At 64.2% G+C, this 19,186-nt stretch carries 19 protein-coding genes; 8 read left to right on the top strand and 11 right to left on the bottom strand.

Annotation, left to right across the window (positions count from 1 at the left end):
• Positions 1–524: 524 nt before the first annotated feature.
• Entirely contained in the window at positions 525–746 is a 222-nt protein-coding gene (locus V1294_RS16255) for a hypothetical protein (protein ID WP_334498566.1), read from the top strand.
• A gap of 16 nt (positions 747–762) precedes the next feature.
• Here V1294_RS16255 and V1294_RS16250 read toward each other — a convergent pair whose 3' ends face one another.
• The 5 genes from V1294_RS16250 to V1294_RS16230 form a co-directional block, all read right to left on the bottom strand.
• Entirely contained in the window at positions 763–960 is a 198-nt protein-coding gene (locus tag V1294_RS16250; protein WP_334498564.1) for a hypothetical protein, read from the bottom strand.
• An 80-nt stretch (positions 961–1,040) separates the two neighbouring features.
• Positions 1,041–3,986: a bifunctional [glutamine synthetase] adenylyltransferase/[glutamine synthetase]-adenylyl-L-tyrosine phosphorylase gene (locus V1294_RS16245; RefSeq protein WP_334498562.1), complete on the bottom strand. Its 2,946-nt coding sequence runs from the start codon at positions 3,984–3,986 to the stop codon at positions 1,041–1,043.
• On the bottom strand, positions 3,983–5,449 hold the full coding sequence (locus tag V1294_RS16240) for a sensor histidine kinase (protein WP_334498560.1): 1,467 nt from the start codon (positions 5,447–5,449) through the stop codon (positions 3,983–3,985). The genes V1294_RS16245 and V1294_RS16240 overlap by 4 nt, the downstream gene beginning before the upstream one ends.
• Positions 5,433–6,113, bottom strand: coding sequence for a response regulator transcription factor (locus tag V1294_RS16235; RefSeq protein ID WP_057848354.1), 681 nt, complete (start codon positions 6,111–6,113; stop codon positions 5,433–5,435). Before V1294_RS16235 ends, V1294_RS16240 begins: the two co-directional genes overlap by 17 nt.
• 274 nt (positions 6,114–6,387) lie before the next feature.
• Positions 6,388–7,980: a Do family serine endopeptidase gene (locus tag V1294_RS16230; RefSeq protein WP_334482172.1), complete on the bottom strand. Its 1,593-nt coding sequence runs from the start codon at positions 7,978–7,980 to the stop codon at positions 6,388–6,390.
• A 383-nt stretch (positions 7,981–8,363) separates the two neighbouring features.
• Here V1294_RS16230 and V1294_RS16225 point away from each other — a divergent pair, with 383 nt between their 5' ends.
• Entirely contained in the window at positions 8,364–9,077 is a 714-nt protein-coding gene (locus V1294_RS16225; RefSeq protein WP_334498558.1) for a hypothetical protein, read from the top strand.
• 193 nt (positions 9,078–9,270) lie between these two features.
• Here V1294_RS16225 and V1294_RS16220 read toward each other — a convergent pair whose 3' ends face one another.
• Positions 9,271–10,185, bottom strand: coding sequence for a LysR substrate-binding domain-containing protein (locus V1294_RS16220; protein ID WP_334498556.1), 915 nt, complete (start codon positions 10,183–10,185; stop codon positions 9,271–9,273).
• Positions 10,186–10,297: 112 nt separating this feature from the next.
• Here V1294_RS16220 and V1294_RS16215 point away from each other — a divergent pair, with 112 nt between their 5' ends.
• The 3 genes from V1294_RS16215 to V1294_RS16205 all read left to right on the top strand — a co-directional run bounded on the left by V1294_RS16215 (position 10,298) and on the right by V1294_RS16205 (position 12,099).
• Entirely contained in the window at positions 10,298–11,035 is a 738-nt protein-coding gene (locus tag V1294_RS16215) for a TSUP family transporter (RefSeq protein ID WP_334498554.1), read from the top strand.
• Between the two features lie 95 nt (positions 11,036–11,130).
• The gene (locus V1294_RS16210) at positions 11,131–11,568 is read left to right on the top strand and encodes a hypothetical protein (protein ID WP_334498552.1); all 438 of its coding nucleotides are present in this window, start codon (positions 11,131–11,133) and stop codon (positions 11,566–11,568) included.
• Positions 11,569–11,583: 15 nt separating this feature from the next.
• Positions 11,584–12,099: an MAPEG family protein gene (locus tag V1294_RS16205; RefSeq protein ID WP_334498549.1), complete on the top strand. Its 516-nt coding sequence runs from the start codon at positions 11,584–11,586 to the stop codon at positions 12,097–12,099.
• A gap of 42 nt (positions 12,100–12,141) precedes the next feature.
• Here the strand turns inward: V1294_RS16205 and V1294_RS16200 are convergent, their stop codons facing one another.
• From V1294_RS16200 to ccmI, 5 genes are all read right to left on the bottom strand, one after another.
• Complete coding sequence (locus V1294_RS16200; RefSeq protein ID WP_334498547.1) at positions 12,142–12,663, bottom strand: DUF1993 domain-containing protein; 522 nt, start codon at positions 12,661–12,663, stop codon at positions 12,142–12,144.
• An 81-nt stretch (positions 12,664–12,744) separates the two neighbouring features.
• Complete coding sequence (locus tag V1294_RS16195; protein WP_334498545.1) at positions 12,745–13,245, bottom strand: cytochrome c-type biogenesis protein; 501 nt, start codon at positions 13,243–13,245, stop codon at positions 12,745–12,747.
• 4 nt (positions 13,246–13,249) lie between these two features.
• Positions 13,250–15,244: a heme lyase CcmF/NrfE family subunit gene (locus V1294_RS16190; RefSeq protein WP_334482176.1), complete on the bottom strand. Its 1,995-nt coding sequence runs from the start codon at positions 15,242–15,244 to the stop codon at positions 13,250–13,252.
• Entirely contained in the window at positions 15,241–15,732 is a 492-nt protein-coding gene (gene ccmE / locus V1294_RS16185; RefSeq protein ID WP_334434592.1) for a cytochrome c maturation protein CcmE, read from the bottom strand. Before ccmE ends, V1294_RS16190 begins: the two co-directional genes overlap by 4 nt.
• 41 nt (positions 15,733–15,773) lie before the next feature.
• On the bottom strand, positions 15,774–16,877 hold the full coding sequence (gene ccmI / locus V1294_RS16180; protein WP_334498543.1) for a c-type cytochrome biogenesis protein CcmI: 1,104 nt from the start codon (positions 16,875–16,877) through the stop codon (positions 15,774–15,776).
• A gap of 447 nt (positions 16,878–17,324) precedes the next feature.
• On the opposite strand from ccmI, the gene exbB reads away from it, so the two are divergent.
• Genes exbB through V1294_RS16165 form a run of 3 tightly spaced genes read left to right on the top strand, consistent with a single transcriptional unit; the run spans position 17,325 to position 19,167 of the window.
• Positions 17,325–17,984 carry a tonB-system energizer ExbB gene (gene exbB / locus V1294_RS16175; protein WP_442895342.1) on the top strand — a complete coding sequence of 220 codons (660 nt, stop codon included), beginning with the start codon at positions 17,325–17,327 and terminating at the stop codon, positions 17,982–17,984.
• 5 nt (positions 17,985–17,989) lie between these two features.
• Positions 17,990–18,415: a TonB system transport protein ExbD gene (gene exbD / locus V1294_RS16170; protein ID WP_334482180.1), complete on the top strand. Its 426-nt coding sequence runs from the start codon at positions 17,990–17,992 to the stop codon at positions 18,413–18,415.
• On the top strand, positions 18,412–19,167 hold the full coding sequence (locus V1294_RS16165; protein WP_334498539.1) for an energy transducer TonB: 756 nt from the start codon (positions 18,412–18,414) through the stop codon (positions 19,165–19,167). Before exbD ends, V1294_RS16165 begins: the two co-directional genes overlap by 4 nt.
• Positions 19,168–19,186 lie beyond the last annotated feature (19 nt).

The raw sequence follows: 19,186 nt of genomic DNA, 5'->3' as shown, positions 1-19,186 counted from the left end.
AAGCGCAACGAAATCTTCTTTCGAAAAGCTGAAAGCGCAACCAACAAGGCCATTCGACGCCACGTTGCAATGCATCGCCAGACGGCCTTCAAGCAACTTTTGCAAACGCTGGACGTTGACGCACGCACATGCCGGGTGACAACCGGCCTAGCGGAGATGATGGACGCGGTGCTATTTTGCCGGTTTCTGCCCGCGATAACAACGCATCGGTACGCGCTGACATCTTGCCTGTTCCTGGCTTGTGCACCTTCTCGGTAGCCCTTCAGATACCTCTATCGTTTTCAGGCCGGCGACGGCATCGGCCGTTTCCGTACTGGATACGCGCTCGCTAAGGGGCGAGTCCAAGCGCGCGCGACTGTCAACTTTTTCGCGCGGAAATCAAGATATTCGGGAACGAAACCGGCTGCCTCACGTTAAAGATATGAGCGGGTAGTTCAGGAAAGGAGAAATCCACCCGAAATATCAGCTCAAAAGCCCCGTCAGTTATTGTGATAGCTGGCGGGGTTTTAATTTGGGAGAGGTTCGTGCCTTACGCGCTTTTCGATGGTGACCGACAGATCGGGTCGGGCTTTCCGACCGAAGCGGATGTCTGGAAGCAAGCTCTCGATTGCCGCCTGATTTCTGATGTTCCGGTGGCCGACGAGGCAGGTGGACAGGTTCTGCCTGCCCACTACCACGTGAAGGAAATCGGGGAAGAGGGTTGCTCGCCGGATCCAGCCGGGAAGCTTCCGGAGGAAATTTCCTGACGCCGTCACGCCATCGCTATGGAACCTGCTTGAGGAAGGTCAGACCGCTGGCGGTCAGCCGCTCCTCACTGGTTTCCCCTTCGGCTACGAGCCCTTCAAGATATGTTTCGAGTGCCGGCAGCTTGCGGTCGAAATCGGCGCCGAGACCCAGGAGCTCGCACGTCTTCCTGATACGCTCAATGGGCTTGTCGAAGATGTTGATTTCGGTATGCATCCCAGCCTCCTGTTCCCGCAACAATCCCAAATCGGCCATAAGAGTTCCGATCGTCCGGGTCCAAAAAGAACCGGGACCCTTCAAGCGGAAGAACCGCCGCCCACCAATCCCAGGAACACCCGCCTCACGTCCGCCTGCGTCTCGCGCACGCGTGCTTCCAGCGTCGAGAAATCAGGCGTGTCGCCGGCGCGCGCCATCACGTGCAAGAGATTATCGCCGGAGGTTTCCGGATTGAATTTTCCGGTGACGCAAAGCCTGAGGATCTGCGTCAGGTCGTGATAGAGCCGCGCTGCCTGGCGCAATATCTCGACGTCGGATTGCGGCAGCGCGCCGAGGCGGGCTGCGTTGTCGAGCACCTGCAGCGTGGAGACGCTAAGGATTTCGGGTTTCTCCGAGGCGTGCACGAGCTGCAGATACTGCGCGATGAAATCGATATCGACGAGCCCGCCGGCGGCGAGCTTGAGGCCCCAGATGTCGTCCTCGCCCTTTTCGAGCGCAATCGCCCGGCGCATGTCGGCAACGTCGCCGGCGGTGGAGGCCGCGTCGCGCGGCCGCGTCAGCACGCTGCGGATGATATCCTCGATCTTTGCGCGAAACGCCGGTGACGCCGAAATCACCCGCGCCCGCGTCAACGCCATGTGCTCCCAGGTCCAGGCTTCGCGTTCCTGGTAGTCGGCAAAGGAATCGATCCGCGACGCCAGCGGTCCGGCGCGGCCCGAGGGACGCAGCCGCATGTCGACGTCATAGAGCACGCCGTAATTGGTCCGCGTGGTGAACGCCGAGATCAGCCGCTGGGTCAGCCGCGCGAAATACTGCGCACCGTGCAGCGATCGTTCGCCGTCGGAATCGGGATTATCCGAGTCGAAATCGTACAGCAGGATCAGGTCGAGGTCGGAGGATGCCGTCATCTCGCGGCTGCCGAGCCGGCCCATCGCGAGGATCGCGGTCTCCTGCCCCCTGATGCGGCCGTACTGGCTGGCGAACTGATCCCTGACCAGGCCGTGCACGGTGTGCACAATGCCCTCGGCGACGTCGGCAAAGGCGACGCTGGCCTGCTGGGCGGAAACCGTACCAGAGAGGATGCGCGTGCCGATCAGAAACAGGCTCTCCTGCCCGAACAACCGCAGGCGATCGAGAAAATCTTCGTAAGAATCCGCGTCCTTCAGCGTCACCGCCAGCCGCGCCGACAATTCTTTCTGGTCCGGCATCGCACCAAAAAAACGGGGATCGATCAGGCCGTCCATGATCTGCGGCTGGCGCGCCAGCATGTCGCCGAGCCGCGGCGCCGCACCGAGGATCAAGGCCACCAGCGCGACCAGCTCACGGTTCTCTCTCAACAGTGAAATCAGCCGGCCGCCGCGCTGCAAGGCGCCGAGAAAGCGATCGAACGCAGTCACGGCGTCGTCGGGGTCTTCGGCATGCGCCAGCCCGTCGATCAGGCCGGGCATGAATTCGATGAAGGCTGCCTTGGTCGCTTCATTGCGGAGCGCGCGGTAATTGCCCTGCATCCAGAGCTGCAGGGTGCCAGCCACCGCGACCGGCTTCTTGAAGCCGAGCGTCGCCAGATGATCGAGCAGGCGTGCATCCTCGGGACCTGCGGCGTAGTTGAGCTGCGGCAGCTTCACCGTGCCGGTCGGATCGCCCTCGAACAGCTTGCCGTAATGGCCCTGCACGATGTTGAGATGCCCGAGCAGATCCTTGGCAAAGGCTGCCCTGCTCTCATAGCCGAAGAAATTCGCAAAGCGCTCGACGGCCTCGGCGTCTTCCGGCAGTGCATGGGTCTGCTCGTCCGCGATCATCTGCAGCCGGTGCTCGACCCGGCGCAGGAATTCATAAGCCGCCGTCAGTTCGTCAAAGGCCTGAAAGGTGATCCAGTTGCTGGTGGCCAACACCTGCAACGCGTGCAGCGTGGGGCGCACCCGCAATTGCGGGTGACGACCGCCGGCAATGAGCTGCTGCGTCTGCGCGAAAAACTCGATCTCGCGGATGCCGCCGCGGCCGACCTTGACGTTATGGCCTTCGACCGCGATCTCGCTCTGGCCGCGATAGGTCTGCATCTGCCGCTTCATGTCGTGGACGTCGGCGAGCGCGGCAAAATCCAGGTGCTTGCGCCAGACGAACGGCGCAAGTTCCGCGATCAGCGCCTCGCCTGCCCTGGCGTCGCCGGCGCAGACGCGCGCCTTGATCATCGCGGCGCGCTCCCAGGTCCGCCCTTCGCGCTCGTAATAATGCAGCGCCGCCTCGGTCGAAATCGCGACCTGCGTCGAGGCCGGATCGGGCCGCAGGCGCAGATCGACGCGGAACACGTAGCCGTCGCCGGAGCGCTGCTGCAGCAGGCGGGCCAGCACCTGCGTCACGCGCACGAAGAACGGCGCCGGCTCGATGTCTGCTGCCAGCGACGTCGCGGCGGGATCGAAAAACACGATCAGGTCGATATCGCTGGAATAGTTCAGTTCGCCAGCGCCCATCTTGCCCATCGCGAGCACGATCAGGCCACTTCCCTCCTCCGGCCGGTCATGATTGAAGGCGGTCATGCGGCCGCGCGCGACTTCCTGGCGCAACAGAAAGCGCAAGCCCGCCTGCACGGAGGTTACCGCAAGATCGGTCAGCGCCGCCGTCACCCGCATCACCGGCCAGACCCCACCGATGTCGCACAAAGCGATCAGCAACGCGGCCTCCGATTTCATGCGGCGAAGCAGATGCATGACGTCGGCCTCGCTAGCGGCAGTGAGCACGTCGCGCGAGGTGCTCTCGATCAGTGCGGTGAGATGCGGTTCCGGGTCGCATGCCAGAAGGCGGATCAGTCGCGCGGCATCGGCGCGGATCAGGTCGAACAGGTATGGCGAGAACTCGGCGATGCCGAGCAGGATGGCCCGGGCCGGCGGACGCTCCAGCCACGCGCCGATCTCAGCCGATTGCTGCGGCTCCAGCTCGGCGAGCCAGTCTCCCAGGCGTTGTTCGGCGTTGCTGCTGGCAGTGATGCACGGCCCGCTGACGAACCGCGCGGCCAAGGCGGAGGAATTCATGCCACCTTCTGTGGCACATCCGGCGTTTGAGCCGCAAGCCTGTCACCCGCGGCAGATAGCGCCGGGATGACCAGCGTCGCGATCAGGCCGGGGTGCGAATCGCCGAGCCTGAGTTCACCGCCGTGCAGGGTCGCCACCGCGGACGCCAAACTCAAGCCAAGCCCGGAACCCGGCAGCGTCCGGCTCGCCTCCAGCCGCACGAACCGCTCGACCGCGTGCTTACGGTCCCCTTCGGGAATACCGGCCCCATGATCGGCGACACTGAGCAGCACATGGTCGCCCTCGCGCCGCGCCTCGATCAGGATCTCCCTGGTACGCGCAGCGGCGGCAGGGTCCAGCGGCTGCACCACCGGCGACGGCTTGCCGTATTTGATGGCGTTCTCGACCAGGTTGGCGAGTGCCTGGCTGATCAGCTCACGGTTGCCATGCAGCCGCGCAGTCGCGGCCTTGACGCGCAGGGTCATGCCGTCGTCCTCGGCCAGCGGTTCGTACAATTCGTGGATGCCCTTGGCGACGTCGGCCGCGTCGAAATCATCCATGTTGCCGCGCGCCTGCCCGGACTCGGCGCGGGCGATCATCAACAGCGCGTTGAAGGTGCGGATCAGGCCGTCGGATTCCTCGATGGTCCGCTCGAGTGCTGCACGGTATTCGGCCTCGCTGCCGGAGCTCGCCAGCGCCTCCTCGGCGCGGTTGCGCATGCGCGTCAGTGGTGTCTTCAGGTCGTGGGCGATGTTGTCGGAGACTTCCTTCAGTCCCATCATCAGTGCCTCGATACGCTCCAGCATGACGTTGAGGTTTTCCGCGAGGCGATCGAGCTCGTCGCCGGAGCGGCCGACCGGCAGGCGTCCGGAAAGGTCGCCGGCCATGATGCGTCTTGTGGTGCCGGTCATGGCGTCGATCCGCTGCAGCACCCGCCTCGCCACGAAGATGCCGCCGCCGATGCCGAGCACGATGACGACCAGCAGCGACCATTGCGCGGCTTTGGCGACGATGCCGAACAGCCGGCGGCGCTCTTCGAGGTCGCGGCCGACCAGCAGGCGGAAACCGTTGGTGAGTTCGGTGACGCGCACCAGCGCGCGATGATGCGCCGTGTCCTGTTCGTCGAGCCGGCGATAGCCAGTCTCCGACCAGCCGATCGAACCCATCACGCCCGGCGCCAGCGCGCCGACATTACCGCCGATCGCTTTCCCCTCAGGCGTGGTGACGAGATAAAGATTGGCCCCCGGCCGCAGCGCGCGGCTGCCGAGCGTGTAGGCGAGCCCGTGGAGGCCGCGGCGCGTGTAGATGTCGGTGATCTCGGCGGTCTCGACGTTCACCGTGGCGGTGATCTGCTCGTTGATCAGCCGTCGCGTATTCCAGGCGAAATAGCCGAGCAGCGACGCCGCGAACAGCGCGAACAAGAATAGATAGACCAGCGTCAGCCGGAACGCCGTGGTGCGGATCAGTTTACCGAAGGCCGTCACGGATCATGTATCCGGCGCCGCGGATCGTGTGCAGCAAGGGCCGCTCAAAGCCCTTGTCGATCTTGGAGCGCAGCCGCGAAATATGCACATCGATGACATTGGTCTGCGGATCGAAATGATAATCCCAGACGTTTTCCAGAAGCATGGTGCGGGTCACCACCTGGCCGGCATGCTTCATCAGATATTCGAGCAGACGAAACTCGCGCGGCTGCAGCGTCAACTCGTCCTTGCCGCGGGCAACGCGATGCGAGAGACGGTCGAGTTCGAGATCGCCGACGCGGTAGGTGGTCTCTTCGGCCGGGCCGACATTGCGGCGCGACAGCACTTCGACGCGCGCCTGCAACTCAGCGAACGAATAGGGCTTTGGCAGATAGTCGTCGCCGCCGGCGCGCAGGCCCTTGATGCGGTCGTCGACCTGGCCGAGCGCGGAGAGGATCAGGACCGGCGTGCGATTGCCCTTCTCGCGCAGCGCGCCGATCACGGACAGGCCGTCGCGCTTGGGCAGCATGCGATCCACCACGAGCACGTCGTAGTCGCCGCCATCGGCCATCGACAGCCCCTCCTCGCCATCGCTGGCGAGATCGGCGACATGGCCGACTTCACGGAACGCCTTGACCAGATAGTCGGCGGACTCGCGGTCATCTTCGATGATCAGCAGGCGCATTTGCGGGGCAGTTGCGGTCACGGGAATGGGCTTTCTCTCACCATGGCGCGGCCGCCCTGCACATGCAAGGCGACCGGCCATACTCGCGATCAAGTGAAAAAAGCGGGCGGCGAAGCTGGGGGACCTCACCGCCCTTAGGCCCTTCCGACGGAGGGGGGCGTATTCCGCTGGAAGGTTGCCAAAGGGAGCGAGCTTTGGACCCGCTCCCCGGAAGGAGACGTCGGCGGGGGCGACGAATGCCGGCGAAACCCTCCATCTGATATCTAGTCCTCGTTTAGCCCTTCGCCAGCGGCACCGCCACGAAGCGCGACGAACCGCCGCTCTTCACGCGCATGAGAACGCTGTTCTTGTTGTCGGTCCGCGCTGCGTCGATCGCCTCGCGCACCTCACCGGCTGTCGCAACGCTCTTGCCGGCGACCTCGAGAATGACGTCGCCTTCCTTGAAGCCGCGTTCGGCCGCCGCGCTCTTCGGGTCGACCTCGGTGACCACGACGCCTTCCCTGCCGGCGCCGGCCACGCTGTTGGCGGGGGCAACCGTCAGGCCGAGCTTCGGCACGCCGGTTCCCTTGGTCGGGCCGCCCTTGTCTTCCTTGTCGGTGTCGGCCTTGGCCTCGATCGTGTTCGGCAACTGGCCGAGCGTGAGGTTGATGACCTTGTCCTGGCCCTTCTGCAGCACATTGAGCTTGACCGCATTGCCCGGCGCGAGACCGCCGATGGTGCGGGCGAGTTCCTTGGCATCCTTGACCGGCTCGCCATTGACGGCGGTGATGACGTCACCCGACTGGATGCCGGCCTTCGCCGCCGGGCCATTGGCCTGCGGTTCCGCTACCAGCGCGCCTTCCGCCTTCTTCATGCCGAGGCTGTCGGCGATGTCAGACGTCACCGGCTGAATCTGGACGCCGATCCAGCCGCGGCTGACCGAGCCCTTGTCCTTGAGCTGGGCGATCACGCTCTTGACCGTCGAAGCAGGGATCGAGAACGCGATGCCGACGCTGCCGCCGGACGGCGAATAGATCGCGGTGTTGACGCCCATCACTTCGCCATTGGTGTCGAACGCCGGACCGCCGGAGTTGCCCTTGTTCACGGGCGCGTCGATCTGGATGAAGTCGTCATAGGGGCCGTTACCGATGTCACGGCCGGAGGCCGAGACGATGCCGGCGGTCACGGTGCCGCCGAGGCCGAACGGGTTACCGACCGCGAGCACCCAGTCGCCGATCCGCGGCTTGCTGTCGGACAGCTTGGCGAACGGGAAATCGGTGCGGCCGGCAACCTTGATCAGCGCCAAATCCGTGCGCGGATCGGTGCCGATCACTTTCGCGGTGTAGGTCTTGCCGTCATCCATGGTGACTTCGACCTTGTCGGCGCCGTCGACCACGTGGTTGTTGGTCACGGCAAAGCCGTCAGGCGAGATGAAGAATCCGGAACCCTGACCCGTCACCGGGCCACGACCGCCACGCGGTCCGCCGCGCAGGCCCGGAGGCAAGCCATCCGGTCCGCCGAAGCGGCGGAAGAAGCGCTCCATCGGCGAGCCCGGCTGGAACGGCGAGTCCTCGTCCTTGTTGGCGCTGTCGTCCTTGGAACTCTTGTCGGCGATGTTGATCTTGACCGAGATCACCGACGGCTTCACGCGCTCGACAATGTCGGCGAAGCCGATCGGCCGCTCGACCTTGCGGACCTCATTGTTGACCTGCGCGTGCGCCGCACTGGTGAAGACATCGACGGGGCCCTGCGGGCTGAAACCATAAACGGCGGCGCCGAGGCCGGCGACGACGGAAGCCATCAGCGCGAATTTGCGGGCGGAGAACAGCGAACGGCGGGCTGCGCCGTGCGACGGTAGCGAGGAAAGATCGATGGGACGTTCGGTCATGTCTGTAAAATCTCCAGAGCGTGAATTCTTCATTCTTCCACGGTGCGGGGGCTGGGCACCTGTCACGTCGGAAGATGGGGCCTGCCGCCTTACCGCGCGCTGGCTAGGGGATTAAACTTTGGTAATGCGCGGGCCTCATGCGTGCGGCAGAATAGCGCAGGCAATCAATGGGTTAGCGTAGACTAAAAAACGACTTTCGGAGGAAAGACAGCTTCCCTCCGCCGCCCGTATTTCGAGAAGGCGCAGACTCTCGAAGCTCCCCTAAATCTTACGTTAAACCTATCCGTGTCACAACCTCTGCACGAACAAGGAGGGCGAGGTTGCGGGTCGCCGAAGGCGAATTTTGCATCCCGCCGTCAACGACAAGGATCAGGAAGAAAACCATGGTCAGCGCCGTTTCCAGCCAAGCCGCCACATTGAATCCCCTCGCCTATACGGCTCTCGACGGGGACGACCGTTCCAAACAGCCCGCATCGAACGCGACGCCTGATGACAGCGACCGTGGCCCGGCCACGCAGGTGTCGTTGTCGCAGGATGCACTGGATCGCCTGATGGCCGCATTCAAGCAAGGCCCGGGCGCCGCGCAGCAAGGCCTGGATACCTGGTCGCAAGCAAGCGAGGATCGCTTCCAGGGACAAAAGCAGGCCATGGATCGCCGGGTAGAATTGGCCAAAATCAACAGCCAGCTCACTCTGCTCGATTTGCAGGACGCAAGGCAGGACACGAACAAGGCCGGCATCGGGAGACTTCAGAAATCTTACGACAAGATGCTGAACTCTCCGATATCTCCCGAAGTAACGCTCAATGCTGCGGACGCCGCCAAGGCATTGCAGATGCTAAAGGACGCCGGCCGGACACTGCCTCCTCTGGGCCCAAACGTTACCTATGGCTTCGTGAAAGACGGTATCCAGTACAATTTCCGGGGCGACGGCACCGTGACGACCCGGAAAGAAGGTATTGCAGCATCAGTCGAGGATCAGCAGAAGTCTTTGGCGGCTACACGTAGCATGATGGATTTCATCTCGAGCGACATCCGGGACAACAGCGACGCCCGCGCGAATCTCATTGCCCAGCGCGACGCGCTGATGGGCCAATAACAGCGACCGCCTCTTAAGAGGAACGGCGCAGCGGCTCCCCTCCTGCGCCATTTTCTTAGGTGTCACAATTTAGCAGATCTGGATGCCGTTGCCGTCGATGTCGAACACGAATTCAAGGGTATTCGTGTTGGCCGGATCGAAGAAGCCGACCACATCAAGAACTGAAGCGTTGTGACGTCGGCGACACTGAAGATCAGCGAATCCGAACCGCCGGCATCGGTGATGAACTCGGCGACCTTTCCCTGAAATTCTGCCGGAGCCAGTCCCGAAAGGCGATCAGGCCAGGATCGGTTTCGCGGAACAGCCGATACACCAGGTACCAGGCCCTGCCCTTCGGAACTGACAGCGAAAACGGCGCTACCAGACGCCCCATGGCGATGTCGTCTTCAACGTAGGGGCGCAGGCCGATGGCCACGCCCACGCCGTCGAGCGCTGCCTGCAGCGCCATCCCGTAATTGGCGAAGCTCGGACCAAGTGCGGCACGACGCCGTTTCACGCCCGCGGCGGCCAGCCACAGCGGCCAATCCTCCGGCGAGTGAGCCACCTGCAGCAGGCTCTCGCGCATCAGGTCCGATGGCTTGCCGAGCCGCCGGGCGATGGTTGCGGCGCATACGGGAAAGAGGTCAGCGGAAAACAACGGCTCAGCCGCCAGCTCCGGCCAATCGCCGCCGCCGAGTAGGATGCCGCAGGTCCAATCGTCCTTGAACGGATTGATGGCGCCGCCGGTCGCGAGCCGCACCTCGATGTCGGGATACGCATGATAAAAGCTCGCGAGGCGCGGAATCATCCAGCGTGTCGCAAAGGACGGGCCGACGCCGATCGTCAAAACCGGCGTGGTGCGCATCGCCGAAACCTGCGCGACGCTCGACGCGATCGAGTCAAAGGCTGCCGTGAGATTTGGCTGCAGCGCCCTCGCCTGCGCGGTCAACACCAGGCCGTTGGGAAGCCGCTCGAACAGCGGAAATCCGAGGCGCGCTTCCAAGAGCCGCACCATGCGGCTCACCGCCGCCTGGGTGACATTCAGTTCCTGGCTCGCACCGACGAAGCTGCCGTGACGCGCCGCGGCCTCGAAGGCGCGCAAACCGTTCAGCGAAGGCAGGCGGCGCATAGGATCGCCTCGTTAGACTAACTTTTCATTGGCCTATGGCTGAACTAAACGCGTTTGCGAAGCGCGTGTCAAACGCGCATGGAGCGGCATCGGATTTAACCGGACGATGCCCATGCTCAGCCTCCCGATCGCAGCCGGATTCGCCGCCGCCATCGTATCGACCTCCTTCATCTCGGGTATCTTCGGGATGGCGGGCGGCATGATCCTGATGGGTATCCTGCTGATATTCATGCCGCTGGCGCCGGCCATGGTTCTGCACGGCCTGGTGCAGATAGCCTCGAACGGTTGGCGCGCCTGGCAGTGGCGCGCGCATATCGATTGGCGGATCGTCGCCCATTATGCCGCCGGCGCCGGCGCCGCAGCAGCCGTGGTCGGCGCCATGGCGCTGGAGGTTAGCAAGGCGATAGCCCTAATTATCGTTGGTGTAAGCCCGTTCTTGGGACTTCTGCTTCCCGACCGCCTCGCGCCCGACATTGGAAAGCCCAGCCATGGTCACGGCTGCGGCGCGCTGTGCACCTTGCTGCAGCTCCTGGCCGGGGTTTCCGGTCCTATCCTCGACGTGTTCTTCGTGCGCTCGCAGCTCAACAGCCGGCAACTGATCGCCACCAAGGCCACCGTGCAAGTGATAGGACACTTCCTGAAGGCCGCCTATTTCGGCCACCTGCTCGCCGGCGGCGAGACCCTGTCGCCGATCGCCGTCATCGCGGCTATGTCGCTTGCGATCGCCGGAGGCTATCTCTCGCGGTTCGTGCTCGAGACCATCAGCGAGAAGCAATTCCGCGCCTGGTCGCGCTACGTGATCGGTGCGGTGTCCACCGTCTATCTAATCCAGGGCGTGGTGCTGCTGTGACCCACGCTGTGCACATTGACGAAAAGCCGGGGTCGCCTCTGCCGGATCACCTCGGGTCTTCGTCTTCATATGCACCGTCACAATGGAGGTCTCCAATGACTAAGGCGATGCGACACGTCATCCTGCGCGCCAATGCAGTGTTTCTCCTGGCCGCGTCCGCAAGCGGCTTTGCAAGCGACGTGCGCGGAATCTTCTTAGGCCTCGGGCCGGTCGCCCGTATCGTGGCCGAAGCCCCCTATTCCGGAATCGGCTTCATCGAAGCGCACGGACTGGCCTTCATCCTGGGCATCCTGATGTGGCGCGCTCAGCCAGCGCGCGCCTGGCACCTCGCCGCTGCCGCAATCCATGCGCTGCTCGGGACCGCCAATCTGGTATTCTGGCAGCTCTTCATTGTGTCCGACATGCTGCTAGTCGGTTACGTCACCACGGCATTGCATGGCCTGTTCGTCGTGCTGCAAATGGCTGCCGCGATCTCGGCCCGGATGCCGGACAGCGCTGCGGTTCACGCCGGTCCGGTTTCGTCCGGCCACTGATAGTGGAGACGCCCCATGACCCATGAACAGAAAACCGTTGCGATCGGCGCCGCCAGCGGCGCGCTGACCATGGTGGCCGCAGTCGCCGGCATCTCGCTGATCTCTGCGGATACTCCGGCCCTGAGCGATATCGCCGGCCGGCTTGGCTATACCCTGAAGGCAAACGCGCTCGCCGCGATCCCGCTGCTGGTCGGCACTATCACCGTCGCCAACAACCGCTTCCTCAGCGACGCGATCGATCCGACGCTGCACAAGGAGGATCAGGCAACGCTGATCAACGGACGCGTGCTCGACAACACGCTGCAGCAATATGTGCTGTTCGTGATCGGCACATTGGCCCTGAGCGTCAGTCTCCCGGCCAGCCAGATCAAAGTCATCGCTGCGGCGACCATCGTGTTCATCGTCGCTCGATTTGCATTCTGGGTCGGCTACCGGATTCACCCGCTCTATCGGGCGTTCGGCATGGCGGCCACGATGTACCTCAATGTCGGCGTTCTCGCCTGGGCGGGCTGGAACATGCTGCGCGGGTGAATGGAGGTACGCGAATTTCTCCGCCGCCAGCGGGCGCCCCGCTCACTTCTTCAGCTTCAGCCGGCCCATGAAATCCCGCTTGCCGAGCGGCACGCCGTTGGTGCGCAGGATGTCGTAGGCGGTGGTGGCGTGGAAATAGAAGTTGGGCAGCGAGAACGACATCAGAAAGCCCTCTGCCGTGAACGGCAATTTGTGCTCACCGAGGAGAAAGACGACGTCGCGGCCGCCGAGCGCATTGACGGCCTCCGGCGTCCATGCCGACAAGGCCTCGATGGTTTGCGCGACGAGAGCCTGCAATCCTGCATAATCGTATGCCGTCTTCGCTGAAGGCGGACGAAATTCTCCGCTCTGCACGGCCTCGATGGCGCCGCGGGAATGCTGGGCGACGGAGATGATCTGGAACCGCAGCGGCAGCATGTCCGGCGCCAGCCGCGCTTCGACCATGGCTTCCGGATCGATGTTCTGTTCGCGGAAATAGACGAGGCCGCGCTCGAGGCAGCTGCTGACGGCACCAAGGGTCTGCAGATAATTCGCCACGCTGGCGTCGTAGAGTGAAAGGGCCATGTCAGCATTCTCCCTGGGCAATATTTGTTATTGAACAGAGGGAGTCATAGCGCAAACCCGCCCGCTTGCAATGGCGCGGGCTTAAGCCTGCTTGTCCGGCGCATCGGCCGCGAGCAGGCGATCCAGCCTCGCCTCTTCCTCTTCCGTCAAATGCAGGAGCGAGGGATCGGTCGGGCTGCCGGAATTATTCGAGCGGCGCCGGCTGTAGATCCAAAGCGCCAGTCCGCCGCCGATCAACGCGAGCGGCGGCAGCAGCCACAGCAGCAGCGTATGCGGCGTAAAGCGCGGCTTCAGCAGCACGAACTCGCCATAGCGCGCCACCAGGAAATCGATCACCTGGCTGTCGCTGTCGCCGGTCGCGATCCGCTCGCGCACCAAAAGCCGCAGGTCGCGTGCCAGCGGCGCGTCGGAATCGTCGATCGACTGGTTCTGGCACACCATGCAGCGCAGCTCGCGCGACAGGTCGCGCGCGCGGGCTTCCTTCACAGGATCCGACATGATCTCGTCGGGCTGCACGGCGTAGGCCACCGGGCATCCGACCATCATGGCGACGACGAATACGCTGGCGAGAAGCTTCCTCAACGGCTCACTCCGCCGGCTGCAGCGCACGGGCAGCCTTGGCCTGCTTCTTGGCAGGCTTCGGCGCGCCGACGCGCAGCCGCCGGTCCGAGAGCGACAGCAGGCCGCCGAATGCCATCAAGACCGGGCCCCACCAAATCAGCAGCACCAGCGGCTTGTGATAGATGCGCACCGCGATGGCGCCCTCGGCATTGGTTTCGCCGAGCGAAACGTAAAGCTGGCTGGCGCCGCGGGTCAGCAGCGCGGCCTCGGTGGTCGACGATTCCCGCGTGGTGAAGTTGCGCTTCGACGGTGTCATCACGCGCAACTCCTCACCGTCGAGCGTAACCGTGAACTGGGCGATCATCTCGCGAAAATTCGGCCCCTGCCGCTGCGTTACGCCATCGAGCTTCAACTGATAGCCGGCGACGTTGGCGACTGCGTTCGGCTTCATCGAGCCGATATATTCGCTGTTCCAGGTAGTTTCGCAGACGATCCCGATCAAGGCGATGCCAACGCCGGCATGGGCGAACGCCGTGCCCCAGGTCGCCCGCGGCAATCCCCGCGCGCGGGCCACCGCAGTCGCCAAGGGAGCACGGAACAGCGCCGTCCGTTCGGCCAGATCACTGAGCGCGCCACCGATGACGAAGACCGCGAGCCCGATGGCGAGCGGTGCGAACGTGGCCCCGCCCTGGGTCCACGCAAACAACACCGCAATCGCAACCAGCGCCGCAATGCCGGCCGCCGTCAGCCGCTGCGCCGCGCCGAGCAGATCGCCGCGCTTCCATGCCAATAGCGGCGCGAACGGCATCGCGGCCATCAGCGGCACGAACAAGGGACCGAAAGTGAGATTGAAGAACGGCGCGCCGACCGAAATCTTGTCGCCGGTCACAACCTCCAGCGCCAGCGGATACAGCGTTCCGATGAAGACGGTGGCGCAAGCCGTGGTGAGAAACAGGTTATTGAGTACCAGCGCGCCCTCGCGCGAGATCGGCGCGAACAGCCCGCCCTGCTTCAGCGCCGACGCGCGCCAAGCGTACAGCAACAGGCTGCCGCCGATAAAGATGCAGAGGATCAGGAGAATGAACACGCCGCGGGTCGGATCGGTCGCGAACGCATGCACCGAGGTCAGGACGCCCGAGCGCACCAGGAAGGTGCCGAGCAGTGACAGCGAAAACGTCAGGATCGACAGCAGGATGGTCCAGACCTTCAGCGCGTTGCGCTTTTCCATCACGACGGCGGAATGCAGCAGCGCGGTGCCGGCGAGCCAGGGCATCAGGGAAGCATTCTCGACCGGGTCCCAGAACCACCAGCCGCCCCAGCCGAGTTCGTAATAGGCCCAGTACGACCCCATGGCGATGCCGAGCGTGAGGAAGATCCATGCCACCAGCGTCCACGGCCGCACCCAGCGCGCCCAGGCGGCATCGATGCGGCCTTCGATCAGGGCGGCAACCGCAAAGGAAAACGAGATCGAAAATCCGACATAGCCGAGATAGAGCATCGGCGGATGCACGGCGAGGCCGATGTCCTGCAGCACAGGATTGAGGTCGCGGCCCTCGATCGGCGGGCTTGCGATGCGCAAAAATGGATTCGAGGTGACCAGGATGAACAGATAGAACGCGGCCGCGATCCAGCCCTGCACCGCCAGCACATGCGCGCGCAGCGACAGCGGCAGATTATTGCCGAAGGCGGCGACCAGGCCGCCGAACAGCGCGAGGATCAGCACCCACAGCAGCATCGATCCTTCGTGATTGCCCCACACGCCGGTGATCTTGTAGAGCAGCGGCTTCATCGAGTGCGAATTCTCGAACACGTTGACGACGGAGAAATCCGAGACGACGTGCAGCATGGTCAGCGCCGTGAACGAGGCCGCCACGAACAGCAATTGCGCGAGCGCGGTGGAGCGCGCGACATTCATCAGGGCATGATCGCCCCAGCGTGCGCCGAGCAACGGCACGGCGGACTGGATCAGCGCCAGTCCGAGCGCCAGCACCAGCGCGTAATGCCCGGCTTCCGCGATCACTTCGAAGCCCCCTGGACCGGGGCGGCCGCGGCCGCGGCGCCGGGCTTTGCGCCGTAATCGTCCTTCCAGTGCCCCTGCTTCTTCAGGGCGTCGGCGACATCCTTGGGCATATAGGTCTCGTCATGCTTGGCGAGCACAGTATCGGCCTTGAAGACGCCGGAGGCATCCAGCGCGCCTTCGGTGACGACGCCCTGCCCTTCACGGAACAGGTCCGGCAAAATTCCCTTGTAGGCGACCGGCACTGTGGCGCTGCCGTCGGCGACGCTGAAATTGACCGCGAGATTGTCGCCGCGCACCAGCGAGCCCGGTTGCACCAGGCCGCCGAGACGGAACCGCTTGCCGGGCGGGATCTGCTTCTCGGCCGCCATCGTCGGCGTGGAAAAGAACACGATGGAATCGCGCATCGCGTTCAGCACCAGCGCCGCGGCAATGGCGAGCACCGCGAGCGAGCCGCCGATCATGGTCAAACGCCGCTGCTTGCGCGTCATTTCTATCCTCTGCCCTCGCCTTTGGGTTCCGGCATCATGCCTCACCCACCAAGCCCGAGATTCTTCACGCCCTCATTGAGCTGGCGCAAGCGCTCGGTATCGTTGGCGACCGCCTGCCGCGCCTCCGTCAGCGCGCTCGCCGCCTTGTCGCGTTCGCCCATCACCATATAGGCCCGCATCAGCCGCAGCCATCCCTCGACATCGTCGCCGTTCTGCTTCAGCCGCGTCGCGAGGCGGTCGACCATGCCGCGGATCATGGCGCCGCGGTCGTCTTCGTTCATATCCTTGGCGGCGGCCATCGCATCGTTGGACAGCGCTGGCGCGGCAGGATCGCCGACCCTGGCCAGCGCCGCCTCGATCAGCGACCGCCATGGCACGTCGGCCGGCGCCTTGGCGAGCATGCCGCGCCAGATCGCGGCGGCATCGGCCTGGCGGCCGTCCTGTTCGGCGGCGAGCCCGAGGAAATAATTCGCCCTGGGCTCATCGGGGTTCTGCGCCATCGCGCGTTGGAATTCGGCCTTGGCCTCCGCCGTGACGACACCGCCCGCCACGATCACTAGCGCCTCGCCGAGATCAGAGCGACGCTCCGCGCTGTCACCGGCATAGGTGATGACATTACGGTAGGCGCGGACCGCATCATCGTAACGGCCGAGACGCGCCAGCACCGGCGCCAGCACGGTCCAGCCGCGGCCATCGGACGGATTTTTTTCGAGATGCGCCTCGACCTGCGCCACCATGTTGTCGAGCGGCTGGTTGACATCCGCCGTGCGCGTGCGCGAGGCCAGCGGAAAATCACCGAGACGCGGCGAACCGAGCGCGAGGTAGAAGGTCACGGCCGCGATCGGCAACCCTACCAGCGCCACGATCGCGGAAGCGCGGCGCAGACCAAGATTCGACCGCGCCGGCAGGTCGCGCTGGCCGTCCGCAGCAGCAAGCAGGCGGCGGCCGATTTCGACACGCGCGGCCTCGGCCTCGGACACACCGATCAGACCCGCAGCTACATCGCGATCGATCTCGGCGAGCTGATCCCTGTAGACCACAACCTCACTGCCGCCGGCCGACGCGGAAGAGCCGCGGCTCAACGGCCAGAGCACGGCGAAGATCGCCGCGACCGTCATCAGCGCGAACACAAACCACAACGTCATCAAGCGGTTCCCGGGGGCGGAACGGCGCGTCCAGGCGAGCGCCGATACGCCGCTTTACACCACCGGCGGCAAGCCCGGCAATTGCCAATTGCGGCAGAAAGAACGGCGAAACCGCGATCGTCGTCTGGGCCGCTTCGCCGCAGGTCGTCGCGGGGAAGCGCGGGACCGCCCAAATTGCATCGGAACCAAGATGCACGGAGGGGAGCCATTGGTGTTTACACCAAGACGTAGGTGATGCTACATAATGAGGCCAAGGCGTTAATTTCCCCAGAGGCAAACCTGATGCGATCCTGGAAAGCACTCCGACGCGAACTTCGCCGTGGCACTCCGCTTCTTTCGTTTCCGCTGTTGTTGCTGTGCTTTCCGGCCTCTGCTCAGGATGCAACAGATCGGACCGCAGTCGCAGCCGCGATGCTACCCCGGGATCTCAGCCCCTGGGGCATGTTCATGCAGGCCGACATCGTCGTCAAAGCAGTGATGGTCGGCCTGGTTTTTGCGACCGCAGTCACCTGGACCGTATGGCTATCGAAGACCATCGAACTGATCAAGGCGCGGCAAAATGCGCGAGGCGCCGTGCGCGAACTCGCCAGCGCCCGAAGCGTGGACGACGCCGTGCAGCAGGTCCGCCAGGGCGTGGTCGCCCAATTGCTCGAGGGCGCGCTGGCGGAATTGAGATTGAGTACCGATCGAATGGACAAGGACGGGATCAAGGTGAGAATCACTTCCCGGCTGCAGCAGATCGAGGCGGCGGCAAGCAGGCGGATCGCCTTCGGCACCGGCGTGCTTGCGACCATCGGGTCGACCGGCCCGTTCGTCGGACTGTTCGGGACGGTCTGGGGAATCATGAACAGCTTTATCGGCATCTCGAAGTCGCAAACCACCAACCTCGCCGTGGTCGCGCCCGGTATAGCCGAGGCGCTGCTGGCGACGGCGCTCGGGCTGGTGGCGGCGATTCCCGCGGTCGTGATCTACAATCTGTTCGCGCGCCAGATCGCCTCATACCGCGCGCTGCTTGGCGACGGATCTGCGGAGATCACCCGCCTCGTTGGGCGTGACCTCGACAGCGGCGCCCTGCTCGTGCGGCGGCATCTCGCGGCGGCGGAGTAGCAGCCATGGCCGCCAGTCTGAACCAGGGCAATGGCGATCTGTCCGAGGTCCATGAGATCAATGTGACGCCGTTCATCGACGTCATTCTCGTTCTGCTCATCATCTTCATGGTCGCAGCCCCGCTTGCGACCGTCGATATCGCCGTCGATCTTCCGGCCTCGAACGCGCAGCCGCAGCCGCGGCCGGATAAGCCGGTCTACCTGACCGTGAAGCCGGACCTGTCGCTCTCCGTCGGCAACGAAACGGTCGGCCGCAGCGCGCTGTCCGGCGTGCTCGATGCCAGCACCAGCGGCCAGAAGGATACCCGCATTTTCCTGCGCGCCGACAAACTCGTTCCGTATGGCGAGGTGATGCAGGTGATGAATCTGCTGCGCGCCGCCGGCTACCTCAAGGTCGCGCTGGTCGGAATGGAGCAAGCCTCGTCGCCATGATGCAGCTTGCGGCCGAAGATCGTTCCGACCTGCAACGGTGGATGTTCAGCAGCCTTGCGGTGCTGTGCGCCTACGCCGGATTGACCGCCATGCTCGCCAACTGGCGCCATCCGGACGACACCATGGCCGCTGAACCTTCGGGCGCGATCGTGGTCGATCTGGCGCCGCTGGCCGCAGCCCCCTCGACCACGCCGACCGACATCGCGCCCGGTCCGGAACAGGTAATGTCGGAAGCGCAGCCGGTGGCGAAGCCTGAGGAAACGCCGCCAGATGAAACGCCTGAACTGCCGCCCGCTCCCAGCCCGGACGCGGCCGTGGCGCTGCCGACCAAACCACAGCCTGACGTGACGCCGCAGCAGCAGGCGGCGGCCGCCACCACCTCAGCGCCACCAGCGGTCAACGAACGGATCGCACCGGTAGCCGTGGCGCCGAACCAGGGTGTGCCGAATGACAAAAATTCGGAGGCCGTGGTGACGTGGCGAACCCAGGTCCTTGCCTTGGTCGAAAGGAACAAGCGATATCCGGAGGCCGCACGGTCGCGGCGCGAGCAAGGGACGGCGCAGGTGTCGTTCACGCTCGATCGCAAGGGAATGGTTGTCAGCTCGCGCGTAACTCAAAGCTCGGGCTCCAACGCGCTTGATGAGGAAGCCGTCGCACTCCTCAAGCGCGCACAACCCTTCCCTGCGCCGCCCGCAACGTTTCCCGGCGAATTCGTTGTCGTGAAGCAGCCGATCCGTTTCACCGTCAAATAATACGGACGACATGCGGTAC

This window comes from Bradyrhizobium sp. AZCC 1678 (assembly GCF_036924765.1).
Classification (GTDB): Bacteria; Pseudomonadota; Alphaproteobacteria; order Rhizobiales; family Xanthobacteraceae; genus Bradyrhizobium; species Bradyrhizobium algeriense.
Note: the sequence above shows the minus strand (reverse complement) of the source record. Positions and strands in the feature narration are given on the sequence as shown.

Bases quoted from the DNA above. Each gene is read 5' to 3' on its own strand.
- V1294_RS16250 (WP_334498564.1), bottom strand. From the start codon at position 960: ATGCATACCGAAATCAACATCTTCGACAAGCCCATTGAGCGTATCAGG.
- V1294_RS16245 (WP_334498562.1), bottom strand. From the start codon at position 3,986: ATGAATTCCTCCGCCTTGGCCGCGCGGTTCGTCAGCGGGCCGTGCATC.
- V1294_RS16235 (WP_057848354.1), bottom strand. From the start codon at position 6,113: ATGCGCCTGCTGATCATCGAAGATGACCGCGAGTCCGCCGACTATCTG.
- V1294_RS16230 (WP_334482172.1), bottom strand. From the start codon at position 7,980: ATGACCGAACGTCCCATCGATCTTTCCTCGCTACCGTCGCACGGCGCA.
- V1294_RS16225 (WP_334498558.1), top strand. From the start codon at position 8,364: ATGGTCAGCGCCGTTTCCAGCCAAGCCGCCACATTGAATCCCCTCGCC.
- V1294_RS16220 (WP_334498556.1), bottom strand. From the start codon at position 10,185: ATGCGCCGCCTGCCTTCGCTGAACGGTTTGCGCGCCTTCGAGGCCGCG.
- V1294_RS16215 (WP_334498554.1), top strand. From the start codon at position 10,298: ATGCTCAGCCTCCCGATCGCAGCCGGATTCGCCGCCGCCATCGTATCG.
- V1294_RS16210 (WP_334498552.1), top strand. From the start codon at position 11,131: ATGACTAAGGCGATGCGACACGTCATCCTGCGCGCCAATGCAGTGTTT.
- V1294_RS16205 (WP_334498549.1), top strand. From the start codon at position 11,584: ATGACCCATGAACAGAAAACCGTTGCGATCGGCGCCGCCAGCGGCGCG.
- V1294_RS16200 (WP_334498547.1), bottom strand. From the start codon at position 12,663: ATGGCCCTTTCACTCTACGACGCCAGCGTGGCGAATTATCTGCAGACC.
- ccmE (WP_334434592.1), bottom strand. From the start codon at position 15,732: ATGACGCGCAAGCAGCGGCGTTTGACCATGATCGGCGGCTCGCTCGCG.
- ccmI (WP_334498543.1), bottom strand. From the start codon at position 16,877: ATGACGTTGTGGTTTGTGTTCGCGCTGATGACGGTCGCGGCGATCTTC.
- exbB (WP_442895342.1), top strand. From the start codon at position 17,325: ATGCAGGCCGACATCGTCGTCAAAGCAGTGATGGTCGGCCTGGTTTTT.
- exbD (WP_334482180.1), top strand. From the start codon at position 17,990: ATGGCCGCCAGTCTGAACCAGGGCAATGGCGATCTGTCCGAGGTCCAT.
- V1294_RS16165 (WP_334498539.1), top strand. From the start codon at position 18,412: ATGATGCAGCTTGCGGCCGAAGATCGTTCCGACCTGCAACGGTGGATG.